24 protein-coding genes are annotated in these 23,588 nt (G+C 66.6%); 11 read left to right on the plus strand and 13 right to left on the minus strand.

Translation table 11 applies throughout. The features are described from left to right. Nucleotides 1-83: 83 nt before the first annotated feature. The 7 genes from EPO41_RS20800 to EPO41_RS20830 are packed head-to-tail and all read right to left on the minus strand — an operon-like array spanning nt 84 to nt 6,618. Nucleotides 84-491, minus strand: a complete 408-nt coding sequence (locus EPO41_RS20800; protein ID WP_296329078.1) for an iron-sulfur cluster assembly scaffold protein — start codon at nt 489-491, stop codon at nt 84-86. Then, complete coding sequence (locus tag EPO41_RS20805; RefSeq protein ID WP_296329081.1) at nt 488-1,708, minus strand: SufS family cysteine desulfurase; 1,221 nt, start codon at nt 1,706-1,708, stop codon at nt 488-490. Before EPO41_RS20805 ends, EPO41_RS20800 begins: the two co-directional genes overlap by 4 nt. Nucleotides 1,709-1,718: 10 nt before the next feature. After that, a complete protein-coding gene (locus EPO41_RS20810; RefSeq protein ID WP_296329084.1) occupies nt 1,719-3,371 on the minus strand; it encodes a molybdopterin-binding/glycosyltransferase family 2 protein in 1,653 nt (550 codons plus the stop codon). Further along, a complete protein-coding gene (locus tag EPO41_RS20815) occupies nt 3,368-4,096 on the minus strand; it encodes an XdhC family protein (RefSeq protein ID WP_296329087.1) in 729 nt (242 codons plus the stop codon). Before EPO41_RS20815 ends, EPO41_RS20810 begins: the two co-directional genes overlap by 4 nt. Before the next feature lie 4 nt (nt 4,097-4,100). Then, nucleotides 4,101-4,421, minus strand: a complete 321-nt coding sequence (locus EPO41_RS20820) for an XdhC family protein (RefSeq protein WP_230548836.1) — start codon at nt 4,419-4,421, stop codon at nt 4,101-4,103. A gap of 3 nt (nt 4,422-4,424) precedes the next feature. Continuing rightward, nucleotides 4,425-5,687, minus strand: coding sequence for a VWA domain-containing protein (locus EPO41_RS20825; protein WP_296329094.1), 1,263 nt, complete (start codon nt 5,685-5,687; stop codon nt 4,425-4,427). Between the two features lie 7 nt (nt 5,688-5,694). Next, nucleotides 5,695-6,618 (minus strand): MoxR family ATPase, encoded by a 924-nt coding sequence (locus EPO41_RS20830; RefSeq protein WP_295139266.1) that lies wholly within the window; start codon nt 6,616-6,618, stop codon nt 5,695-5,697. 108 nt (nt 6,619-6,726) lie between these two features. On the opposite strand from EPO41_RS20830, the gene EPO41_RS20835 reads away from it, so the two are divergent. Genes EPO41_RS20835 through EPO41_RS20845 form a run of 3 tightly spaced genes read left to right on the plus strand, consistent with a single transcriptional unit; the run spans nt 6,727 to nt 9,279 of the window. Then, on the plus strand, nt 6,727-7,470 hold the full coding sequence (locus EPO41_RS20835; RefSeq protein WP_296329096.1) for an SDR family NAD(P)-dependent oxidoreductase: 744 nt from the start codon (nt 6,727-6,729) through the stop codon (nt 7,468-7,470). Beyond that, nucleotides 7,470-8,873 (plus strand): amidase, encoded by a 1,404-nt coding sequence (locus EPO41_RS20840; protein ID WP_296329102.1) that lies wholly within the window; start codon nt 7,470-7,472, stop codon nt 8,871-8,873. Before EPO41_RS20835 ends, EPO41_RS20840 begins: the two co-directional genes overlap by 1 nt. A gap of 13 nt (nt 8,874-8,886) precedes the next feature. Beyond that, nucleotides 8,887-9,279, plus strand: coding sequence for an NUDIX domain-containing protein (locus EPO41_RS20845; protein WP_296329104.1), 393 nt, complete (start codon nt 8,887-8,889; stop codon nt 9,277-9,279). A gap of 21 nt (nt 9,280-9,300) precedes the next feature. Here the strand turns inward: EPO41_RS20845 and prpB are convergent, their stop codons facing one another. The 5 genes from prpB to EPO41_RS20870 are packed head-to-tail and all read right to left on the minus strand — an operon-like array spanning nt 9,301 to nt 13,102. Beyond that, nucleotides 9,301-10,224 (minus strand): methylisocitrate lyase, encoded by a 924-nt coding sequence (gene prpB / locus EPO41_RS20850; RefSeq protein WP_296329107.1) that lies wholly within the window; start codon nt 10,222-10,224, stop codon nt 9,301-9,303. Nucleotides 10,225-10,237: 13 nt separating this feature from the next. Then, on the minus strand, nt 10,238-11,128 hold the full coding sequence (locus EPO41_RS20855; RefSeq protein ID WP_296329111.1) for a DMT family transporter: 891 nt from the start codon (nt 11,126-11,128) through the stop codon (nt 10,238-10,240). Nucleotides 11,129-11,136: 8 nt separating this feature from the next. After that, entirely contained in the window at nt 11,137-12,048 is a 912-nt protein-coding gene (locus EPO41_RS20860) for a hypothetical protein (RefSeq protein WP_296329113.1), read from the minus strand. After that, nucleotides 12,045-12,719: a DUF1007 family protein gene (locus tag EPO41_RS20865; RefSeq protein ID WP_296329116.1), complete on the minus strand. Its 675-nt coding sequence runs from the start codon at nt 12,717-12,719 to the stop codon at nt 12,045-12,047. Before EPO41_RS20865 ends, EPO41_RS20860 begins: the two co-directional genes overlap by 4 nt. Further along, nucleotides 12,716-13,102 carry an acyl-CoA thioesterase gene (locus EPO41_RS20870; RefSeq protein ID WP_296329119.1) on the minus strand — a complete coding sequence of 129 codons (387 nt, stop codon included), beginning with the start codon at nt 13,100-13,102 and terminating at the stop codon, nt 12,716-12,718. The genes EPO41_RS20865 and EPO41_RS20870 overlap by 4 nt, the downstream gene beginning before the upstream one ends. Nucleotides 13,103-13,211: 109 nt before the next feature. Here EPO41_RS20870 and parE point away from each other — a divergent pair, with 109 nt between their 5' ends. From parE to EPO41_RS20910, 8 genes are all read left to right on the plus strand, one after another. Continuing rightward, entirely contained in the window at nt 13,212-15,221 is a 2,010-nt protein-coding gene (gene parE / locus EPO41_RS20875; RefSeq protein ID WP_296329122.1) for a DNA topoisomerase IV subunit B, read from the plus strand. A gap of 103 nt (nt 15,222-15,324) precedes the next feature. After that, entirely contained in the window at nt 15,325-15,894 is a 570-nt protein-coding gene (locus tag EPO41_RS20880; RefSeq protein ID WP_296329123.1) for a hypothetical protein, read from the plus strand. 52 nt (nt 15,895-15,946) lie between these two features. After that, nucleotides 15,947-16,996 (plus strand): quinone-dependent dihydroorotate dehydrogenase, encoded by a 1,050-nt coding sequence (locus tag EPO41_RS20885; protein WP_296329126.1) that lies wholly within the window; start codon nt 15,947-15,949, stop codon nt 16,994-16,996. 80 nt (nt 16,997-17,076) lie between these two features. Continuing rightward, nucleotides 17,077-17,982 carry a DMT family transporter gene (locus EPO41_RS20890; RefSeq protein ID WP_296329128.1) on the plus strand — a complete coding sequence of 302 codons (906 nt, stop codon included), beginning with the start codon at nt 17,077-17,079 and terminating at the stop codon, nt 17,980-17,982. Nucleotides 17,983-17,986: 4 nt separating this feature from the next. Then, on the plus strand, nt 17,987-19,147 hold the full coding sequence (locus EPO41_RS20895) for a CaiB/BaiF CoA-transferase family protein (protein WP_296329131.1): 1,161 nt from the start codon (nt 17,987-17,989) through the stop codon (nt 19,145-19,147). After that, nucleotides 19,144-20,691 (plus strand): acetyl-CoA acetyltransferase, encoded by a 1,548-nt coding sequence (locus EPO41_RS20900; RefSeq protein WP_296329133.1) that lies wholly within the window; start codon nt 19,144-19,146, stop codon nt 20,689-20,691. The genes EPO41_RS20895 and EPO41_RS20900 overlap by 4 nt, the downstream gene beginning before the upstream one ends. 12 nt (nt 20,692-20,703) lie before the next feature. Beyond that, nucleotides 20,704-21,537 carry a phytanoyl-CoA dioxygenase family protein gene (locus tag EPO41_RS20905; RefSeq protein ID WP_296329136.1) on the plus strand — a complete coding sequence of 278 codons (834 nt, stop codon included), beginning with the start codon at nt 20,704-20,706 and terminating at the stop codon, nt 21,535-21,537. Nucleotides 21,538-21,542: 5 nt separating this feature from the next. Continuing rightward, nucleotides 21,543-22,970, plus strand: a complete 1,428-nt coding sequence (locus EPO41_RS20910) for a coniferyl aldehyde dehydrogenase (RefSeq protein WP_296329140.1) — start codon at nt 21,543-21,545, stop codon at nt 22,968-22,970. Nucleotides 22,971-23,006: 36 nt separating this feature from the next. Here EPO41_RS20910 and EPO41_RS20915 read toward each other — a convergent pair whose 3' ends face one another. Next, nucleotides 23,007-23,510, minus strand: a complete 504-nt coding sequence (locus tag EPO41_RS20915) for a hypothetical protein (protein ID WP_296329142.1) — start codon at nt 23,508-23,510, stop codon at nt 23,007-23,009. Between the last annotated feature and the right edge of the window lie 78 nt (nt 23,511-23,588).

Here is a 23,588-nt window from a genome sequence, read left to right on the forward strand (position 1 = left end):
CCGGCCGTTGCCCGCGCAGCGTGCACAGCGACTGTGACGCAAGCGCGGCAGCGGCGAGACGAAACTACGGGCGCGGCTTCTCGCTACGAAAGCGCATCCTTGAGAGCCTCCAACGGCAGAAGCACGCACTCCTGCCGCGACTTGTGGCTCGCCACGGGCGCGAATGCGTCGAACGGCTCGTGTGTGTCGCCGGGTTCGCGGCCCAGCGCACGCTCGGCATCATGGCGCAGCTCTGCGACACCCGCCGCGTCGCGGCCGACGGCGACGGCGGAGAGCGCGGAGGCCGAGGCCTGGCAGAGGAGGCAGCCACGCACCTGATGGCCGAGCTCCGCAATGCGCCCCTGCCCGTCCAGCCGTATGTCGAGGATCACGCGATCGCCGCACAGAGGATTGTCGCGGCGCACGGTCCTTGTCGGATTCTCGAGCTTGCCGGCACCGGTCTTGGCCTTGGCCAGAGCGACGATGCGCTCCTGGTAGAGCTGGTCGCTCATCGCAGCGTCTTCGCGGCGTGGGCGACGCCGGCCAGCAGCGCGTCGATGTCGCTGTTGTCGTTGTACGGCGCCATCGAGACGCGCGTCGTGCCGTCGAGGTCGAACCGGTCCATCAGCGGCTGCGCGCAGTGATGGCCGGCGCGCACGGCGACGCCGAACGAATCGAGCGTCTGCGCCACGTCGTGCGGATGGACGCCGTCCAGCATGAACGACACGACAGGGTAGCGGTTCTGCAAACTGGCCGGGCCGAAGAGCCGTGTGCCTTCGATCTTCTGCAGGCCGTCCATCAGGCGCTGCACGAGCGCCATCTCGTGGTCGTGCGCGCCCGCCCAGTCGAGGGCCTGCATCCAGGCGCACGCGGCGCCGAGGCCGATCGCCGGACCGATCGCCGGCGTCCCCGCCTCGAAGCGGCGCGGCGACGGCGCCCAGGTTGTCTCGGCCAAGGTCACGCGACCAATCATCGAGCCGCCGCCCATGAAGGGTGGCATCGCCTCCATAAGCTCCGGCCGGCCCCACAGGACGCCGATGCCGTTCGGCCCATAGGCCTTGTGGCCGGCGAAGGCATAGAAATCGATGCCCAGCGACGGCAGGTCGAGCGGGCCGTGCGGCGCGCGCTGGGCGCCATCGATCATGACCTTGGCGCCGACGGATTTGGCCGCCTCGACGACGGCCCGCACGTCGAGCAGCGCGCCGGTGACGTTCGAGACGTGGGCCAGCGACACGAGCTTGGTCTTCGGCGTCAGAAAACGCGGCAGGGCCGAGAGATCGATGCGACCGTCCGTCGTGACCGGCAGCATCTCGAGTTCGATGCCCGACCGCGACCGCAGCAATTGCCAGGGCACGATGTTGGAATGGTGCTCGATCTCCGACAGCAGGATGCGGTCGCCGGGCTTCAGCAGAGAGCCGTAGGAGAAGGCGACTAGATTGATGGCCGCCGTGCAGCCGCCGGTGAAGACCACTTCCATGGTCGGGACGCCGAGGAACGACGCGACCCGGGCGCGGGCGTTCTCATAGGCCTCGGTCGCCCGCTCGGCCAGGCGATGGACACCGCGCAGCACGTTGGCCCGGCTGGTCGTCTCGTAGTGGCGCACCGCATCCATGACGGCGAGCGGCGTCTGCGCCGAAGCGCCGTTGTCGAGATAGTGGACCGGCAGTCCGTCGATAATCTCGGACAGGATCGGGAACTGGCCGCGGACGGCGGCGACGTCGAAGCTCATGCCAGAATACTCACGCCGGTGCCCTCGCCCGCCACGCCGCCAGCGCCTCGGGCGTGTCGATGTCGGTGATCGCGGCCTCGCCCGTCATTTCAACCTCGCAGACGAGATCGGCATGCTCGCCGATCAGGTGCTTGGCGCCGCTGTCTCCCGAGAGGCTGCCCATCTCGGCGAAGAAACGGCGCGCCCACAGGACGGGATTGCCGCGCTTGCCGCCGACGGTCGGCACGCAGATCGAGCGGCCCTCGACAGGGCTGAAGGCGGCCATCAGCCGATCGAGCAGCGGCGCGCCCACTCCGGGCATGTCGCCCAGCTGGACGATGGCGGCATCGACATTCGATCCGAGTGCCGCAATGCCGGTGCGCACCGACGTGCTCAGCCCCTCGGCGAAATCGGGATTGGTGACGAAACGCACGCGCGACTTCGGTGGAATCGCCTTCTCGATCGCGGGTCGGATCTCGCCGGCCATGTGACCCAGCACGACGACGACCTCGACCGCCTGCGAGGCGAGTGCGGCCTTCACCGCATGCACCACGAGTGGCGCGCCGCCCACCTCAGCCAGAAGCTTGTTCGGGCCACCCATGCGTGTCGAGCGACCGGCGGCCAGCACCAGCACGGCGACGCGAGGTGCCTGCTGCGCACCCGCCTCTTCCGTCTCGGTCTCGTCCCTCGGCTGCGGACGGCTGGGAATTTCCGCCAGCAAACCGCCCGATCCCATGCGCACGATCTCCGCGCGGCCGACCGGCAGGCGCGCGGCGAGCCGCTCCAGCACCATGTCGAAGCCGTTGTATTTGGGTGACTTGGCACAGCCCGGCAGGCCCAGCACCGGCTTGCCGTCCAGTTCGGCGGTGAGCAGCAGATTGCCGGGGTCGACCGGCATGCCGAAATGGATGACCTTGCCGCCCGCCGCTTCGATCCCGGCCGGCACCACGTCGTGGCGATCGACGATCGCCGAGGCGCCGGCAATGAGGAACAGGTCGCAACCCTCGGACTTCAGCTCCGCCAGCGCCTCTGCGATGGCTCTTGCATCGTGAGCGACGCGGCGCTCGCCGTTTAGGGTGCTGCCGAGCGAGCTGAGCCGCTTGGTCGTCGTGTTCACGGCCTTGTCGAGGACCTTGTCGCGCGTGCCCGGCAACCGTGTCTGGACGAGGCCGGCGCGCATCGCCTGGAAGGGCGCCACAGAGATCACCGGGCGGTTGGCGGTCTTGGCGACGTCTACGGCGCGCGCCACGGCGGGGCGAGGTGCGCCATAGGGAATGATCTTGACCGTCGCCACCATCTGGCGCGGCTGGACCCGCGCAAACGGCGGCAGCGTCGCCACGGTAACCGATTCGTCCAGCTCGTTCAGCGCGTCGATACGCTCCTGGTCGAGCACGGCGAGCCCGGCCTCGCGGGCGAAATGGTTGCAGCGGCCGGTGAAGGCCGCGGTGACGTCGATCCCCTCGCCCGCCAGCGCCCGCGCGACCGTCGCAGCCGCCTCGTCCTCGTGCATGTCGTCTGCATCGAGACGCGCGGCCACAACCGTCGAGACACCGGCTTGCTTGAGGCGCGCGATATCCTCGTCGGAGAGGATGCGACCCTTGGCGAAGTTGATCCCGTCGGCACGGCGGCTGTGCGCCAGGATGGCGCCGGCGGCCTCGTCGACCGGTGTCTCGCCGAATCTCACGCTGCCGCGACCTTCGGCGCCGAGAGCGCTTCGAGGCGGCGCGCGCGCACCTCGATGATCTGGCCAAGGATCGATACGGCGATCTCGGCCGGCGACTTGGCGCCGATGTTGAGGCCGACCGGCCCGTGGACGCGGGCGAACATCTCCTCGGTGACGCCGACCTCGGCAAGGCGCTCCTTGCGCTTGGCGTGGGTGCGCCGGCTGCCCAGCGCGCCGATGTAGAAGACGTCGGACTTTAGCGCCGCCTCGAGCGCCGGATCGTCGAGCTTGGGATCGTGCGTCAGGGTGACGACCGCGGTCGACACGTCGAGGCCCATCGCCTGGAAGGCCTCGTCGGCCCAGTCCTGGATGACCTTCACGCCGGGGAAGCGCTGCGTCGTGGCCCAGGCGCCGCGCGGATCGACGACCGTGACGTCGAACTCAAGCATGGCGGCCATCGGCGCCAGCGACTGCGCGATGTGGACGGCGCCGACGATCACCAGCCGCGGCGGCGGGACGTAGACGTTCAGGAATACCTTCGCGCCGGCGAAATCGACGGTCTCGCTCTTGCCGGTGTCCATGGCGCGGCGGGCCGCCGCCAGTATCTCAGCGTTTCCGGCCAGTTCGCCCCGGGCGTCGTCGCGATAGACCAGCGCCTCGGCGGCATCGCTGAGGCGGGTGGCGAGCGTCACGGCCCGCCGCTTGGTGCGTGCGTCCTGGAGAGCGGCGAGGGTTTCGGCTTTCATCGGATCAGTTCACCTTCTCGACGAAGACTTGGACCTTGCCGCCGCAGGCGAGACCCACATCCCAGGCCTGCTCGTCGGTGACGCCGAAATCGAGCAGCCGCGGCTTGCCGTCCTTGATGGCGTCGAGCGCCTCCTTGACGACCGCGCCTTCGATGCAGCCACCGGAGACCGAGCCCACCATGTTGCCGGCGTCGTCGACGCCGAGCTGGCTGCCCACGGGGCGCGGCGAGGATCCCCAGGTGACGATCACGGTGGCGACGGCGACGCCCTTGCCGTCGGCCTTCCACTTGCCGACCTGATCGAGAACTTCCAGCGCATCGCTCATGGTCTACTCCTTGCGAAGGTCGGTCTGCCACCCGGACAGGCGCTTGTCGGCGCCGACGGTCCGGGAACCCAGCGCCGCGATCAGGCCGGACAGGCTCTCCAGATTGTGGACGGGCCTGAATTCGTCGACATGCGGCAGCATAGCCTTGTTGCCCTGAGATTTGGGCTCGTAGCCACCGTACCGCAAGAGCGGGTTGAGCCAGATCATGCGTGAGCAGGACTTATGCAAGCGTTCCATTTCCTCATCCAAACCGCTCGCGCCCTCACGATCGAGCCCGTCGGTGATGAGGAGAACGACCGCGCCCTGCCCCAGAACGCGGCGCGACCACTTGTTGTTGAACTCGTGCAGCGCCTGGCCGATGCGCGTGCCGCCCGACCAGTCCTCGACCTGCGAGGACGCCTTCTGCAGAGCAACGTCGACGTCACGGTTGCGCAGGGCGCGCGTCACGTTCGACAGGCGCGTGCCGAAGGTGAAGCAGTAGACCCGGTCGCGGTCGTTGGTGATCGCATGCATGAAATGCAGGAACATCCGCGTGTAGCGGGCCATCGATCCGGAGATATCGCACAGGATGACCAGCGGCGGCGGCCGGCGGCGCGGTTCGCGCCGGGCCAGTTCCGTCAGCCCCTCCGGCCGCATCGCCCGGCGCAGCGAGGCCCGGAAGTCGATGCGTGGCCCGCGCCGCGCCGCCTGGTAGCGACGCGTGCGCCGTTCCGGCACCGGCAGGCGGAGCCGGGAGATCGCCCGCAGCGCTTCGTCGATCTCCGTCTGAGACATCTGCTCGAAGTCGCGCGTCTGCAGGACCTCGCGGTCCGACACGGTGAAGGTTGCCTCGACCTCGACTTCCGGCGGTTCCTCGGACTGTTCGGGCGGCGCCTCGCCCTGCCCGGGCTGCAGCGCTTCCTGCAGACGCCGGCTGAGCTGCTTGCCCTTGTCCTGCTCGGCCGGCACGCCGATCTGCGGCAGCAGCATGTCCATCATCTTCTCGAGCAGGCGAGGGTTCCGCCAATAGACGTGGAACGCCTGGTCGAAGATCTCGCGCTGGTCGCGACGGTTCACGAAAACCGAATGGAGCGTCCAGTAGAAGTCGTCGCGATTGCGCAGCCCGGCCGCCTCCACCGCCTCGATCGCGCGCAGGATCTGCCCCGGCCCGACGCGCAGCCCGGCCGTGCGCAATGTCCGCGCGAAATGCACGATGTTGCTGGCGAGCTTGCCGCCGGGCGGCTCGCGCCCCGGAAGCCCGGCCGGCGGATCGGGCAGTGTGTCCATCGAAGGCTCAGCCCAGCGGCTGGGCGGCGATATCGGACTTCACCTTGCGCAGGATTTCCGCCGCTTCCGAGCCCTGCAGGCGCTGGATGTCGTCCTGATATTTGAGCAGCACGCCCAGCGTGTCGTTGATCGTCCGTGGGTCGAGATCGAGCACGTCGAGTTCCGACAGCGCCGTCGACCAGTCAATCGATTCGGCGACGCCCGGGGCCTTGAACAGGTCGAGCTTGCGCAGTTCCTGCACGAAACCGACGACCTGGCGCGACAGGCGCTCGCTGGCTCCCGGCGCCTTGACCTTCAGGATCTCTAGTTCGCGCTTGAGATCGGGATAGTCGACCCAGTGATAGAAGCACCGCCGCTTCAGCGCGTCGTGGATCTCGCGCGTGCGGTTGGAGGTGATGATGACGATCGGCCGCTCGGCCGCCTTCACCGTGCCGAGTTCGGGGATCGTCACCTGGAAATCCGACAGGACTTCGAGCAGGTAGGCTTCGAACGGCTCGTCAGTGCGGTCCAGCTCGTCGATCAGCAGGATCGGCGCGCCATCGACATGCGGTTGCAGTGCCTCGAGCAGCGGGCGGCGGATCAGGAACTTCTCGTCGAAGATGTCGGCCGCGAGTTCGCCGCGATTGTGCACGCCCTGGGCCTCGGCGAGGCGGATCTCGATCATCTGGCGCGCGTAGTTCCACTCGTACACCGCTGACGCCACGTCTAGTCCCTCGTAGCATTGCAGACGGATCAGCGGCCGCTTCAGGGTCTCGGACAGGACCTTGGCGATCTCGGTCTTGCCGACGCCCGCCTCGCCTTCGCAGAACAGCGGACGGCCCAGCTTGAGGGCGAGATAGAGAACCGTGGCGAGGCTGCGGTCGGCGATGTAGTCGCCGCCCTTCAGCAGCTCGACGGTGGCGTCGATGGACGCCGGAATGGGCGAAGGCATGAAACTCCCGCGAAATCTCGAGGCATTGAAGTGCTCAGTGTAGCGGATGCCCCGGCGCGCCGATATGCTGGGAATCGCAAGATAATTCAAGGATTTGGGAGGGAAGCCATGGAGGCCGAAGCGTTCAAGGGCCGGACCGCGATCGTGACCGGCGGGGCACGGGGCATAGGCCTCGCCTGCGCCGCGAAGATCACCCAGGGCGGCGGACGGGTCGCCTTGTGGGACCGCGATCCCGAGCGCGCGAAGCAGTCCGCCGCTTCCCTGAAAGGCGCCGTTGCCATCGCCGTCGACGTGACCAGCGAGGCGGACGTCGCCCGGGCACTGGCCGAAACCGAGAAGTTGCTCGCACCGCCCGACATCCTGATCGCCAGTGCGGGCATCACCGGCCCCAACATGACCGTCGCCAAATATCCCGTCGAAGCTTGGCGGCAGGTGATCGACATCAACCTGACGGGCGTCTTCCTCTGCAACCGTGCGGTGGTCGACGGCATGGTGCAGCGCGGCTGGGGCCGTGTCGTCAACATCGCCTCCGTGGCCGGCAAGGAGGGCAATCCAAATGCCTCGGCCTATTCCGCCTCGAAGGCGGCCGTCATCGGACTCACCAAGTCGCTCGGCAAGGAACTTGCTACGACCGGTGTGCTGGTGAACTGCGTCGCGCCGGCGGTGGTGAAGACGGAACTGTTCAGCCAGATGACCGAGCAACACATCAACTACATGCTGTCCAAGATTCCGATGAATCGCTTCGGCGAGGTCGAGGAAGTGGCCGAGATGGTCGCCTGGCTCGCCTCTTCCCATTGCACCTTCGCGACGGGTGCGGTCTTCGATCTCTCTGGTGGACGGGCTACCTACTGATGTCTCTGCATGAACTCACCCTGACCGAACTCGCGTCCGGTCTTGCCGCAAAGCGCTTCTCCTCTCGGGAGATCGTCGACACGTTGCTGGCGCGCATCGAGCAAGCCGACGGCAAGCTGCACGCCTTCACCGAAGTCTATGCGAAGGAAGCCCGCGCGATCGCCGACGGCGCCGACGCCGCGCGCGCCTCGGGCTTTCCCTTGCCGCCGCTGCACGGGCTGCCCGTCGCCTACAAGGATCTCTGCGACATCGCGGGCCGGATCGGCACCGGCGGCTCCAAGATGTGGGAGAAGCGCATCGCCACCGAGACCTCGAACACGGTGGAGCGCCTGACCGCGGCCGGGATGATCCCGCTCGGCAAGCTGCACATGGTCGAGTTCGCGTTCGGCGGCTGGGGCACCAATCCGCTGATGGGCACCCCGTGGAATCCCTGGGACCTCGAGACCCATCGCACGCCCGGCGGCTCGTCGAGCGGCACCGGCGTCGCCGTCGCCGCCCGCCTGACGCCCGCCGGCATCGGCAGCGACACCGGCGGCTCGGTGCGCATCCCCTGCGCCTTCAACGGGCTGGTCGGCCTCAAGGTCACGTTCGGCCGCATCGGCCTGCATGGCACGATGCTGCTGTCCTGGACGCTCGATTCGATCGGCCCGATGGCGCGCTCGGTCGAGGATTGCGCGCTGATGCTCAACGCCCTTGCAGGCCCCGATCCGCGGGATCCCACGACCTTGGGCCAGCCGCTCGAGGATTTTGCCGCGGCGACAAAAGGCGGTTCCATCAAGGGCATGCGCATCGCCTTGCCCGATGCCTCCGCTCTGCCCGAGTGCCACGCCGACGTGATCGAAGCCTGGCAGGCCTCTGCGAAGAAGCTGGAGGAGCTCGGCGCCAACGTCGAGCCGGTGAAGATTCCCGAGTGGTATTTCAATCTCGGCGTCGGCGCGGGCTCGATCTCGGCCTCGGAACTGTGGTCCCTGCATCGCGGCTGGATCGAGGACATGAACCAGCCGATCGGCGCGGGCGTGCGTGGCCGCGCAATGGCGGTGAAGTCCTTCCCGTTGGCCCTCTATGCCGAAGAACTGCGCCGTATGGGCGAACGCCGCGCGGCGTTCAACGCCTGGATGGCACCCTACGACGCCCTGCTCACGCCGGCGCTCGCCTCGGGAGCGATTCCGGTCACCGAGGTCGACGAGACCTCGCCCGCGATCTCCCTGATGACGCGCCCCGGCAACTATCTCGGCCTTTGCGGCCTGTCTCTCCCGAGCGGCTTCTCCGAGGGCCTGCCGGTCGGCATCCAGCTCCTCGGCAAGCCCTACGCCGAGGGCACGGTGCTCAGGATCGGCAAGGCGCTGCAGGACGCGACCGACTTCCACAAGCGCACACCGGACCTGTCGGCGCTGGGCCTCTAGAGCCTACCGCACGATGCGCGTCATCGTGAATGCGCTGCTGCTGCAAGGAGGCGATGTCCTCCTTGCCCGCCGCAGCCCGAAACGAAAGGCCTACCCAGACTTGTGGAGTTTTCCCGGCGGCCATGTCGAGGCCGGCGAGACGCTGGAAGAGGCTCTCATCCGCGAAACGGGCGAAGAGATCGGCATCGTGCCGCTCACCTACTCTGTCCTCAGCACGATCCCGGACCCGAACGCATCTGCCACCTATCACATGTTCGGCGTCAGCTCATGGAAAGGCGAGCCGGCGATCCTCGACGACGAGCACACGGCACTGACCTGGTTCGCGCTGGCCAAGGCCTCGCGCCTTCCGGATCTGGCACTCGAAGCCTATCGACCGCTGCTGCGAGGTTTGATCGCGGATCGATAGCCACTGTGGCGCCCCCAGCGTTCAATCGCGCTGTGGCATCCCTTGCGGAACGATGGTCTTCACGAGTGACGCGTCGAGCGCCTCGTAGTCGTGGTAGCGGATCGTGTCGTAGAGTTCCTGTCGCGTCTGCATGCGGTCGATCATGTTCTGGGTGCCGCCGTCGCGCTGGATCGCCGCGTACACGCCCTCCTGCGCCTTGTTGGCGGCGCGCAGGGCCGAAACGGGCCAGATCACCATCCGGTAGCCCATCGCCTCGAACTCCGAGGCCGTAAAGAACGGCGTGCGACCGAACTCTGTCATGTTGGCCAGGAGACTCACCCCGGGCATCGCTCTCGCGAAGGCGCGGAACATGTCGGCGCTGGTCAGCGCCTCAGGGAAGATCGCGTCGGCGCCGGCCTCGAGATAGAGACGGGCGCGGGCGACCGCGCCATCGATCCCCTCGCTCGCTGCTGCATCCGTGCGCGCGATGACGAAAAGATTGCGCCGTGCCTTCGCCGCTGCCGCGACCTTGGCCGCCATGTCGTGCGGCGGGGCGAGCTTCTTGTCGTTAAGGTGGCCGCACTTCTTGGGCAGGAGCTGGTCCTCGAGATGGACGGCGGCGGCGCCCGCTTCCTCGAAGGCCCGCACCATGTGCATGACGTTCAGCGCCTCGCCATAGCCGGTGTCGCCGTCGACCAGAACCGGCAGGCCCGAGGCGCGCGCCACCTGGCGGATGAAGAAGCAAACCTCGTCGACGGTGATGACGCCGAGGTCGGGCAGGCCCATCGAGGACGACATGGCCGCGCCCGAGAGATAGAGCGCCTCGAAGCCAGCTCGGGCTGCCTGAAGTGCCGCGACGCCATTGTGGGTGCCCGGCATGCGCAGAATTTGCGGCCGTACGAGCAGGTTGCGGAAACGGACGCCGGCCGGCTCGGTCGGCAGGTCGGCTGCAACGAGATAAGGCATGGTCTCTCCCCCTTCAGCTCTTTTGCGGCTTGCGTCCCTGCCAGCCCACCATGAGACCCGCGCCGACGACCACGGCCGTTCCGAGCCAGGTGTAGAAGTCCGGCACCTCGGCGAACATGAGGTAGCCCACGATGACCGAGCCGATCATCTGCGTGTAGTTGAACGGCGCCACGAAGTTTGCCGAGGCATAAGTCATGGCCTTGGCGACGCAATAATGGCCCAGTGCGCCCAACGCCCCCAGCGAGCAGAGCAGTGCCCAGTCGGCCCAGCCCGTCGGCGTCTTCCAGTGGAAAGGCAGCCAGATCGACATGATGATCGCGCCCAGCAGCACGCTGTAGAAAATCGACGTGGCGGGCGCGTCGATGCCCGCAAGACGACGGATCAGGATCTGGTACATGGCGTAGCAAACGGCGCTGCCCAACAGCAGCAGCGACTGCCATTGGAACACGGCGCTGCCCGGCCGGATCACGATCAGGACGCCGGCGAAGCCGACGACGACGGCGGCCATCCGGAAGAACGTGATGCGCTCGCCCAGCAGCGGCCAGGCGAGCAATACGACCGCAAGCGGTGCCACGAAGGTGACGGCGATCGCCTCGGCGACCGGAATGGATTTCACCGCCGAGAAGAAGAACAGCGTCGACAGCATCATCATCACCGAGCTGACGAACTGAGTGCCGATGCGGCGCGTGCGCAGCAGTCCGAGCCCCATGCGCGGCATGAAAACCGCGGCCACCAGAACCAGATGCAGGATGATCCGGAACCAGACGATCTCCTGCGGGTCGTAGGTTGCGGCCAGCAGCTTCACCAGTCCGTTCATGATCGGAAACAACGCGCAGGCCGTGCACATGAAGAGCACGCCCAGCAATGGCCGTGACGACCGACCGGGCGCCTGGATCTCGGCCATTCCGGGCCTCAGCGCAGGAAGCGTTCGAGCGAGCCCAGCAGCAGGGTGCCGCCCGTCGCGATCACGATCAGCGAGGCGGCGATGGCGGTGAAACGCCCGATCTCCTGTGAGCGCCCCTCGGCGATGATCAGCCGGTGCGCCACCATCGAGGCCATGCCGATGGCGGCGAGCGTGATTGCCATGCCGAGCGCAATGGAGATGACGCCAACCACGCCCGCCCACAGGACATCGAGCGCGATCGACAGCAGGATGATGATCAGCGCGCCGGCACAGGGTGCGATGCCGGCTGCCGTCAGCAACAGCCACCCTGCGATCGTGCGCTGCGGCGGCTCGTGGTCATGGTGATGATGATGGCTGTGATCATGTGCATGGCCATGCCCGTGGTCGTGATCACCGTGCGGATGTTCGTGCAAGCGGCCAGTGATGCCGGCCCAGAGCCGCCAGAAGCCGACCAGCACGATCAGCGTATAGGAGACGATCTCGACGTTGCGCACTTCGCGCAAGGCACCCAACAGACCTACGGTCGAGGAGAGTTTCAACGCGCCCGCCAGCAGCAGCGCCGCCAAGGTGTGGGTGAAGGCGATCCAGCCGCCGGCGAAGATGCCCTCGATCCAGGCGCGCGGGCGGCTGCTGTCGAGGAAATAGGCCACCACGACGGCCTTGCCGTGGCCCGGGCCAAGCGTGTGCACGACGCCGTAGCCGAAGCAGACCGTGACCAGGGTCCACAGCGCGAGCGACCCCGTGCCCGACTGCACGTCGCGCAACGAAGTCGACAGGACCTGGTTTATGCGACGCTGGTAGTCGGCCGAATAGCGCGCCAGTTCGGCGACGCCGTCGCTGAATACAAGCGCGCCGCCGAGAGCGACGAGCAGAAGAAGCCCCACCCACAGGAAGGGCGAACGGAGAGCGGAAGTTTTCACGAAAGCTGGCATGTGACCACATCGGCAAAAACGGGATAGCCGCGCACGAACTCGGCCTTATGGGTCGGGTGCTTGCCCAGGGTGCAACCGGCCGGGACCGAGGCCTTGTCGACCTCGATGCGGATGAAATCCTCTGGATCGTAGGTCGCGATCGACACGAGCTTGGACGGCTGGGGTAGCGCGAAACGCATGACGTAGACGAGATTGCGCGGTCCCTGCTTGCGCGGTGCTCCCGGCGCGTCGGCCCGCTTGTTGGTCGGCATCGGCATCCCGGCATTGTCGCCGGCGTTGCGGTCCCATTCCGGCGGAATAAAGCTCGCCGGATCGTCGATGCGGGCGGAGAATTGCGGCGCCTTGGGCGGCCGGAAGTCCTTGGCGCCGGTATTGATCCAACTCAGGTACCCGTACTTTCCGAGCTCAGGCATCATCTCGTCGGCCAGCAGCTTGGTTTCCCGCGCCGAGACCTTGCCGTTCTTATCCTCGTCGATCAGCGGGATCTCGACCTCGCTGGAGAAGGGATCGAACCGCCATTCGATCTCGACATGGGTGTATTTCCCGTCCTTGGCGACCATGCGCACGACCTGCTGCACGACGATGTGCGGATGGGCGAGCACCGCCGCCGGCGCGAGCAGCGTCAGGGCGGCCAGGAGCGGAGCGAGCAGCCGCTTCATGCGGGATCCTGGTGCGGAACGGCGCGCGGCTTGCCCTCGTCGTCGATCGCCACGAACACGAAGGTACCGTGGGTGACGCGCAGGTCGGTTTCCTCATGGCGGCGCTGGACCACAGTCTCGAGCCCGATGGTGATCGACGTCCGGCCGACTTTCACGACATCCCCATAGATCGACACCATGTCTCCCACCTTGATCGGCTGGACGAAGGTCATGGCCGTGATCGCCACCGTGGCCACCCGCCCCTTCGCCACCCGGGCCGCGAGCGAACCGCCCGCGATATCCATCTGGCTCAGCACCCAGCCGCCAAAAATGTCGCCATTTCCGTTCATGTCGGCGGGCTGCGGAACGGTCCTTACGATGGGATCGCGGCGACTTTCGGACATCAATTCCTCACCGGATGTGGTTGCTTTCACGCGGTTTTGCTACCATACCCATGCCGGACCGGCCACCCAGCGATCCCCTCGCGCGGCCGCGGAAAGACAAGAAGCAGGCATGGCACGAAACGGCGATCTCTTCGATCGGTCTGGCGGCGGCAAGCGTGCCGCGGGACCGAAGGAAAATTCCTACACGGCCCATGACATCGAGGTGCTGGAGGGACTCGAGCCCGTCCGCAAGCGCCCCGGCATGTATATCGGCGGCACCGATGAACGGGCCATGCATCATCTCGTGGCCGAGATCCTCGACAATTCCATGGACGAGGCCGTCGCCGGCCATGCCGACACGATCTGGCTGGAGATGCTGCCGGGCAACTACGTCTCGGTGCGCGACAACGGCCGCGGCATGCCGGTCGACCCGCATCCGAAATTCAAGAACAAGTCGGCTCTGGAGGTGATCCTCACCACGCTGCATGCGGGCGGCAAGTTCAACAGCAAGGTATACGCCACCTCGGGCGGCCTCCATGGCGTCGGCGCCTCCGTCGTGAACGCGCTCTCGGACGATCTCGTCGTCGAGGTTGCCCGCGACCGCCAGGCCTGGACGCAGAGCTTCTCGCGCGGCCTTCCTGTTTCCAAGCTGAAGCCGGCCGGCCCCGCCCCCAACCGGCGCGGCACGATTGTCACCTTCCATCCCGATCCCGAGATCTTCGGCAAGCAGCAGTTCGTGCCCGAGCGTCTCTACCGAATGGTGCGCTCCAAGGCCTACCTGTTCCGGGGCGTCGAGATCCGCTGGAAGTGCGACAAGTCGCTGCTCAAGAGCGGCGGGATTCCCGAAGAGGAAACCTTCCACTTTCCCAACGGCCTGAAGGACTACATCACCTCCGAAATTGGCCAGCGGCCGACGGTCGTGCCGCAACCCTTTGCGGGCGAGGCCAAAAACGACGGCAACGGCAAGGTGGAATGGGCCGTGTGGTGGCCGAACGACGAGGAAGGCTTCGTCCGCTCCTACTGCAACACCGTGCCCACCTCCGAAGGCGGCACGCACGAATCGGGCTTCCGAAGCGCGCTGGTTCGCGGCCTCAAGCGCTATGCCGAGTTGACCGGCAACCGCAAGGGCTCCGTCATCACGGCCGATGACGTGATCGACGGCTCCGCCGCCCTCGTCTCGGTCTTCATCGAGCAGCCGCAGTTCCAGGGCCAGACCAAGGAAAGGCTGGTCAGCGTCGAGGCGACCAAGCTTGTCGAGACGATCGTCGGCGACAATTTCGAGCACTGGCTGATCGGCGACAAGGAAGCTGGCAACGTCCTGCTGGAGCATGTTGTCGCCAAGGCCGAGGAGCGTCTGCGGCGAAGGCAGGACCGCGAGCAGCAGCGCAAGACCGCGACGCGCAAGCTTCGCCTGCCGGGCAAGCTCGCCGACTGTTCCAGTTCCGCCTCGATCGGCACCGAGATCTTCCTGGTCGAGGGCGATTCGGCCGGTGGTTCGGCCAAGGCGGCGCGCAACCGCGAGACCCAGGCCATCCTGCCCCTGCGCGGCAAGATCCTGAACGTGGCCAGCGCCAGCTCTGAGAAGATGCGTGAGAACCAGGAGATCCAGGACCTGATCCAGGCGCTGGGTTGCGGTGCGGGCGCCCACTACAACGACGACCGCCTGCGCTACGAGCGGGTCATCATCATGACCGACGCCGACGTGGACGGCGCACACATCGCCTCGCTGTTGATGACGTTCTTCTATCGCGAGATGCCGAAGCTGATCGAGAACGGGCACCTGTTCCTGGCGCAGCCGCCGCTCTACCGCATCAGCAAGGGTGGCCGAACCGAGTATGCCCAGGACGATGCCCAGAAGGACGAGCTGGTCCGGACGGTGTTCAACGGCAAGGCCGACATCACGCGCTTCAAGGGGCTGGGCGAGATGCAGTCCGTGCATCTGCGCGAAACCACAATGGATCCGTCCAAACGCGTCCTCCTGAAGGTCGACGTGCCGTTGATCACCGGAACCGAACCGGATGCTCGAACGGAGGACATGCGGACCCGGACCCTCGTCGAGGACCTGATGGGCCGCAAGCCGGAGAAGCGCTACGCCTTCATCCAGGAGAACGCCCGCTTCGCCCGTGACCTCGACGTGTGAACCGGCTTGCTCCAGTCTGACGGGCCGCACTCAGAAATGTGACATCCCGGGAGACGTTTCCCGGGCGTATGATAGGCGGATAATCCGCGGAGGAGTTTGCCCAATGCGTTTCAGGTCCAGAATCGCCGCAGCCCTGCTGGCGGTCGCCGCCATTCCGGCCGCCGCTTACGCAGCCGTGATCGGCGGCACCTACTACGCGGTGCAGTACGACTACCGCGAATTCTTCGCCGCCACCGACGGCAAGAACTTCCAGGTGGTCCTCCAGGGAAATCCCTTCCCCGGCACCGACCCGGCCGTCGTGGCGCGTGACCTGCTGCCCATGATGCAGGCCGCCAAGCCGATGCCGCGGCTTACCTTCACCTACGAGACGCCTCCGGAGCCGCCCCGGCCTGACTACCGCCTCATGCTGGTCTTCGACCCGGCGAACGATCTCAACAGCGATTCGGTCTGCAAGGGCACGGTACGCTTCAAGCCCGGCAAGCCCGGAATCTTCAACGTCTATGCCATCTACTGCCGTAACGACATGACGATGTCCGAGACCACCGCCTGGACTCCTGCGAGCAGCCCGACCGATCCGCGGATCGGCGAGCTGTTCCGTGAGCTGTTCATGGTGATCTTCTCCGACTCTCCGTCTCTTCGCCCTAACCAGGGCGGCAGCATGGGCCGCTTCTAGCGCTCCCAGGCGCCCAAGCGCTCCACAGGGAACTTCTGCTAACCAGACGGCGATGGCCGTCTGGTATTCCCTCCTCGATCTCGCCCTCTCTCGCCTCGACGCGGAAGCCGCCCACGGCTTGGCCATCCGCGCGCTGAAGACGGGCCTGCTACCGGGCGACCGGCGGGCCGACGCCGCCTCGCTGGCAACCGAGGTGTGGGGCCGTTCGCTGCCCAACCCGATCGGCCTGGCCGCGGGCTTCGACAAGAACGCCGAGGTCGCCGACGCCATGCTGGCCCAGGGCTTCGGCCTGGTGGAAATCGGCAGCGTCACGCCGCGGCCGCAGGAGGGTAATCCGCGTCCCCGCCTGTTCCGGCTGCCGCAGGATCGCGGCGTCATCAACCGCATGGGTTTCCCGGGCCACGGGCTCGACGCCGCGCGCTCCCGCCTCGCCGCCCGTCCGCGCCGCGGTTTCGTCGGTGTCAATATCGGCGCCAACAAGGACAGCACCGACCGCGCCGCCGACTACGTTACGGGCTGCGTGGCATTGGCGCCCTATGCCGACTATCTCGTCTGCAACGTCTCCTCGCCCAACACCCCGGGCCTGCGGAACCTGCAAGGCCGGACCGAGCTCGCAAGCCTGCTGAAGCGCGTGCAGGACGCGATCGCCGCCAAGCCGGTGCCACTCGTGGTCAAGATCGCGCCCGACGCGACCAACGACGACCTCGACGACATCGTCTTCGTCTGCCGCGACCTGAAGCTCGACGGCATCATCATCGGCAACACCACACTCTCCCGCCCGCCCTCGCTGAAGTCCGAGCGGCGCGGCGAGACCGGCGGTCTGTCCGGAGCGCCGCTTACCGCGCTGTCGACCGAGGTGCTGCGCAAGACCGCCCAGCGCGTCGAGCGGCAGTTCCCGCTGATCGGTTGCGGTGGAGTTGGGTCGGGCGCCGAGGCTTACGCCAAGATCCGTGCCGGTGCGACCCTGGTGCAGCTCTATTCGGCCATGGTCTACGAGGGCCCACCGCTCATCCGCCGCATCAAGGACGAATTGGCGGCGCTCCTCGCACGCGATGGCTTTGCATCGGTCGGCGATGCGGTCGGGGCCGATGTCCGGGGCTGATCCCCGTCGCACCGCGAAAATCTAAACCGCAGACGCGGGACTAGCGAGGCCATACACTCCCGGCCAGGGAGATAATCGCTGTGCCGCTCTGGATACCGATCACCGTCGCTGCCGCTTTGTGCCAGAACATCCGCACAACGATGCAGCAGAAGATCCGCGGCATCCTGAGCGTCGATGGCGCCAACTTCGTGCGCTACCTGTACGGTGCCCCGCTGGCGCTCGGCATGCTGGCTTTCCTGGTCTTCGTGACCGGCCGGCACGTGCCGTCTCTCTCGCTGCATTTCCTGCTGCTGGTGACAATTGCCGGCGTGGCACAGATCGTGGCCACATCGCTGATGATCCACGCCTTCTCGCTCCGCAACTTCGCAGTCGGCACGGTCTATTCAAAGACCGAGACTGTGTTCGTCGCCCTGTTCGCGACCTTCATCGCCGGCGAGCCACTGAAACTCGGTGCCTGGGCCGGCATACTGGTCTGCCTGGGCGGCGTCGCGATCCTGAGCGTCCGGGGACGATTCTCCGACGTGCGCGGCGTGCTGGCCGATCTCACGCACAAGGGTGCGCTCTACGGCATCCTCTCGGGCGCGATCTTCGCCATCGCTGCCGGCACGATCCGCGAGGCCTCGAAGCTGCTGCCCGAAGGCGACTTCATGGTGCGTGGCATCACCGTGCTCGCCTGCATGAACACCATCCAGGTGATCCTGATGGCGCTCTACCTGTCGCGGCGCGACCGGCCGCAGCTCTCGAAGGTCTGGTTCAACTGGCGCTCGTCGATCTGGGTCGGCATCTTCAGTGTGCTGGGTTCGGCCGGATGGGCTCTCGCCATGACGCTCGAGAATGCCGCGCTGGTCCGTGCGGTCGGCCAGATCGAGCTGGTCTTTACCTTCATCTCCTCCCGCCTCGTCCTCAAGGAGCGGCCGTCCCTCGGCGAGTGGATCGGCAGCATCCTGGTGGTCGGCGGCGTCATCCTCATCCTCGCAACCCGGTGACCCCATGACAGACATGACGAGGCCGCTCCACGGCCTGCGCATCCTCGACTTCTCCACCACCATCGCCGGCCCGCACTGCAGCCGGCTTCTGGCTGACATGGGCGCCGATGTCGTGAAGGTCGAATCGCCCGAAGGCGACCTGATGCGGTCGCGGCCGGTCCAGCGCGACGGGTTCAGCACGATGTTCGGCCAGCTCAATGCCGGCAAGAAGTCGATCGTGCTCGATCTCAAGAAGCCGGAAGCGGTCGCCGCGATCAAAAAGCTGGCGGCCACGGTCGACATCCTGGTCGAGAACTACCGGCCGGGCGTCATGAAGCGGCTGGGCCTCGACTATGCGGAGCTGTCCAAGGTGAACCCGCGGCTGATCTACTGCGCCATCTCGGGCTACGGCCAGACCGGTCCCGGCGCCGGCCGTCCCGCCTATGCGCCTGTCATCCATGCCTCGACCGGCTACGACATGGCGCATCTGTTCTACCAGCAGGGCCGCCAGCGCCCCGACAATTGCGGGATCTTCGTCGCCGACTATGCCAGCGGCGCCTATGCGATGGGCGCCATCCTCGCGGCCGTCCACCAGCGCCATGCCACCGGCAAGGGCCAGATGGTCGACGTGTCGATGTTCGAGACGCTGGTCGGCATGCTGCTGGGCGAGGTGAACCGCGCGCAGTTCGATTTCGAGATGCCCTCGCGGCCCATGTACGGTCCGATCGAGGCCAGCGACGGCTATGTGATGCTGGCGACCGCCAGCGAGAAGACCTTCCAGGACATGGCGACCGCGGCCGGTCGCCGCGACTGGCTGACCGATCCGCGCTTCGAGAAGTACCAGGACCGGCGCATGAACTGGGGGCTGTTGGTCGACGAACTCGAAGAGTGGTCGAAGACGCTGAGCGTGAAGGAGGTCGTGGCTGCGCTGGAAAAGCAGGGCGTCCCCTGCTCGCCCTATGTCACGGTCACCGAGGCGTTGCAGGACCCACAGGTCGAGCATCGCGGCTCGCTCTGCACCATCGAGGATGGCGGTGGCAGCTACAAGTCGCCCGCACCACCCTTCCGCTTCTCCGGCTCCCCGCTGCAGAGCGGTCCCAAGGTCGCGGCCCTCGGCGAAGACACCAAGACTATCCTGGCGCAGGCCGGCCTCACCCAATCCGAAATCGAGGCGCTCGTAAAATGATCGATCCGCGTACCCCCATCCTGGTCGGCGCCGGCCAGATCACCGACACAGCCGGTACGCCGTCGAGCGAACGCTCGAGGGTCGCATTCTGCGCCGAGGCCGCCAATGCCGCGCTTGAGGACACGAAGGCGGCCATCGGCGGCCATGCGCTCGGCCACTTGGTCGACGCCATTGCCGTCATGGAGTTCTTCAGCGACATCAGCCCGCGTTTCGCCTCACCCTACGGCCGCTCGAGCAATCCCCCGCAGAGCGTGGCAAATCGGCTGCATGCCGATCCGAAGCAGCTGCTCTACACGCACTCGGGCGGCAACATGCCCCAATACCTGGTGAACAAGGTCGCCGAGCAGATCGCCCGGGGAGAGACGGAGCTTGCGCTGATCTGCGGCGCCGAGCTGTTGCGCAGCACGCAGAACGCCCGCCGCACCAACATGAAGATCGACTGGAACGAGGATCCGGGCGGCGGCGAGCCGACTCGCATCGGCGATCCGCGCTTCGGCTTCAGCGAGGAGGAAGCGCGCCATGACCTGCGCGCGGCCATCCACTTCTATCCGCTGCTCGAGAACGCCATCCGGGGTGGCCTGAAGCGCGACGTCGACAGCCACATGAAGGCGATGGGCCGGCTGTTCGAGCGCCTCGCCGCGGTCGCGAAGGCCAATCCTCTGGCCACGCGCCGCGAGGGCTATAGCGCCGAAGCCCTGTCGACGATCTCTCCGGACAATCGCTGGATCTGCTTCCCCTATCCGCGCCTGATGAACGCCAACGCCATCATCGACCAGGCAGCGGCTGTGCTCGTCACCTCCGTCGAGAAGGCCCGTGAATGGGGCATTCCGCAGGATCGCTGGGTGTTCCTGCATGGCTGCGCCGACGGCACCGACACCTGGGTCGTGTCGGAACGCGACAAACTCGACTCCTCCCCCGCCATCCGCGGCTGCGCCCGCATCGCTCTCGACATGGCCGGGAAGAAGGTTTCCGACATCGCCGCCTTCGACCTCTACAGCTGCTTCCCCTCGGCGGTCGAAGTCGCGATGAAGGAGATCGGCATCGCCGAGGACGATCCTCGCCCGATCAGCGTGACCGGCGGCCTCCCCTTCTTCGGCGGTCCCGGCAACAACTACGTCACCCACTCGATCGCCGAGATGATGAACGTGGTCCGCGCCAGGCCCGGATCTTTCGGCATGGTGACCGCCAACGGCAACTATCTCACCAAGCACTCGGCCGGCCTCTACTCGACCGAGCCAACCAAGGGGCCATGGAAGCGCGAGGATCCGAAGAAGTTCCAGGCCGAACTCGACGCGCTCCCGAAGCGCAGGGTCGAAACGAGGCCTACGGGGAGCGGCACGATCGAGACCTACTGCGTGACCTACGGCAGGGACGCCCCCGAGCGCGGCTACATCCTGGGCCGCCTGGACAGCACCGGCGACCGCTTCGTCGCCATGACCCCGGACGATCCCGCCCTGGTCGCCAACATGCTGACGCGCGAGCAGCTCGGGCGTAAGGTGTCGATCTCCGAATCGGGCGGCCGCAATATCTTCCGCCCCGTCTGAGGCGAGGAGACAATGCCGAACGTGCTGAATGCGGCACAGACCGCGGAGTTCAACGAGAAGGGCTTCACCTATGCGCGCGGGCTGTTCGCGCTGGACGAGGTGAAGCTGTTGACGCGCGCCATGGAGGAAGATCCGGCCGTACGCGACAGCATCCTAGATCGCCGCGATGGCGAGGGCCGGTCGACGCGTATCGCCCTCTGGAACCGGGCCGGCGACAGCGTCTATGGCCTCGCCGCCCGCGTCCGGCGCATGGTCGACACGTCGGCGGCCCTGCTGGGCGGACCGGTCTATCATTTCCAGTCGAAGCTCACGGCCAAGGAGCCGGAGGTAGGCGGCGCCTGGGAGTGGCACCAGGATTACGGCTACTGGTACTACAACGGCTGCCTGCGCCCCGACATGCTCTCGATCATGATCGGGCTCGACCGCACCAATCGCGAAAACGGCTGCCTCCAGATCGCCACCGGTTCACACAGGCTCGGCCGCATCGATCACACGCCGCTGTCGCCGACTCAGAACGAGGTCGATCCGAGCCGGATGCCGCACATCCTGGAGAAGTGCCCTATCGAGTATTGCGAGCTGGAGGCAGGCGACGCGCTGATCTTCCACTGCAACGCGATCCATCGCTCGGATGCAAATCGCTCGCCCAACCGGCGCTGGACCCTGCTGATCTGCTACAACAGGGTTGACAACGACACCTTCACGAAGGCCGACGACCGCTATTACGTGCCGCTGCAGCCGGTCGACGACGAAGCGATCCGCCGGGCGGGCCTGCGCTTCGCGAGTGGCGACGGGCAGGAGCACTTCGCCAGCAAGCCCTACGTGCCGGACCTGCGGAAGGCGTCATAGCGGAGATGCCCGGTCCCAGACTAATCGAAATCCTGCTGAAGCAACGCGAGGCCCAGCTCAAGGACGGTGCGCCGACCGCCGAGCAGCGCATCGACCGGCTCAACCGCTGCATCGGCGTCCTCGTCGACAGGCGGCACGACATCGAAGCGGCGCTCTCGACCGATTTCGGCGCCCGCTCGCCCACCGTGACGGCATTCGCCGACGTCGCGAGTTCGATCGGTCCGCTGAAGCACGCGCGCGATCATGTGCGGCACTGGATGAAGACCGAACGGCGCCGAACGACGCCGCGCATCCTGGGTTTCCTGGGCGCGCGGGCCGAGATTCGCCATCAGCCCAAGGGCGTGGTCGGCGTGATCAGCCCGTGGAATTTTCCGGTCAACCTCACTTTCGCGCCGCTGGCCGGCGTCCTCGCCGCCGGCAATCGGGCGATGATCAAGCCGTCCGAGACGACGCCCGCCACATCCGAGTTGCTGAAGCAGATGTTCGCCAGCGCGTTCGACGAGAGCGAGATCGCAGTCGTCACCGGCGGCCCGGAGGTCGGGCAGGCGTTTTCGTCCCTGCCATTCGACCATCTGGTCTTCACCGGCGCAACCGCGATCGGCCGCCACGTGATGCGGGCCGCCGCGGAGAACCTTGTGCCGGTGACACTGGAACTCGGAGGCAAGAGCCCCGTCGTCATCGGGCGCTCGGCCGACATGTCCGTGGCCGCGGCGCGGATCATGAACGGCAAGACACTCAATGCGGGACAGATCTGCCTGGCGCCGGACTATGTGCTCGCGCCGGCCGACCGGCTCCCCGACTTCGTCGCTGCAGCAAAGACCTCGGTCGGACAGATGTTTCCGAGCATCCGCGAGAGCCCGGACTACACTGCGATCGTCACGGACCGGCACTATGCGCGGCTGATGGACTACCTGGACGATGCGCGGACCAAGGGCGCCGAGATCGTCGAGATCAATCCGGGTGCCGAGGATCTGCGCCAGCAACCGCATCGTCGCATCGCGCCGACCTTGATCCTCAATCCGACCGACGAGATGAAGGTCATGCAGGAGGAGGTCTTCGGGCCGCTGCTGCCGGTGAAGGCCTATCACGACGTCCAGGACGCCATCGACTACATCAATGCCCACGACCGGCCGCTCGGCCTGTACTATTTCGGCAGCGACACGGCGGAGCGCGACCGCGTGCTCGACGGCACGACGTCAGGCGGCGTCACGGTGAACGACGTAGTCATGCACGTCGCGCAAGAGGAGCTGCCGTTCGGCGGCATCGGCCCGGCCGGCATGGGCGTCTATCACGGCCACGACGGCTTCCGCGAGTTCAGCCATCGCAAATCGATCTACCACCAGATCAAGTGGGATCTGGCACCGCTGCGCATGCTGAGGCCGCCCTATGGCGCCGGGCTGGCGAAGTATCTGGGGATGCAGATCAAGCGCTGAAACCAAAGGTCCCTCGAGCACGAGGGACCTCCATCGTCAGGCGGCCTTGATGTTCGAGCGCTTGATGCGGTCGAGATTGGAGCCCTCGATGCGCACCAGCTTCGTCAGACCGTCGCGCTTCGGCGAGTGGACCACGCCGACATCGTAGAAGTGGCTGTCGCCGGGCTTCAACACGTAGGTCTTCGTGGGCTCGACCAGGGACGGTTCGTCACCCTCGCCCTTCTTGACGATCCGCCAGTCCGTCATCTCGGTGTCGCCGGTCGCCAGGCCGTAGATCGCCCAGCTGGGACCGTGATCGTGCGGCGCACCGTGCGCGGCCGTCTCGTAGACGTGTCCGCAGATGCAGAAACCCAGTTCCGGATCCTCGTAGAGCACCTTGCGCGGACGGCACTGGTCGGCGGTCAGATGCTTCGCGACGAACGCCTCGTCGAGCAGCACCTTCGACACCAGCTTGCAGACTTCCTGCTTACCCGCATTCCCCGGATCGGCCTTGAGAGCCTGGCGAATGTCGGCGCTCAACTGCTCAAGAGTGTAGGTCATTCTTGCCTCCGTCTGAATATCCATATTGGCACGGTGGATACTGGAGAACACCCCTCCAACCCCCGTGGGCAATCGCTC

This window comes from Reyranella sp., from assembly GCF_004297265.1.
GTDB lineage: Bacteria > Pseudomonadota > Alphaproteobacteria > Reyranellales > Reyranellaceae > Reyranella.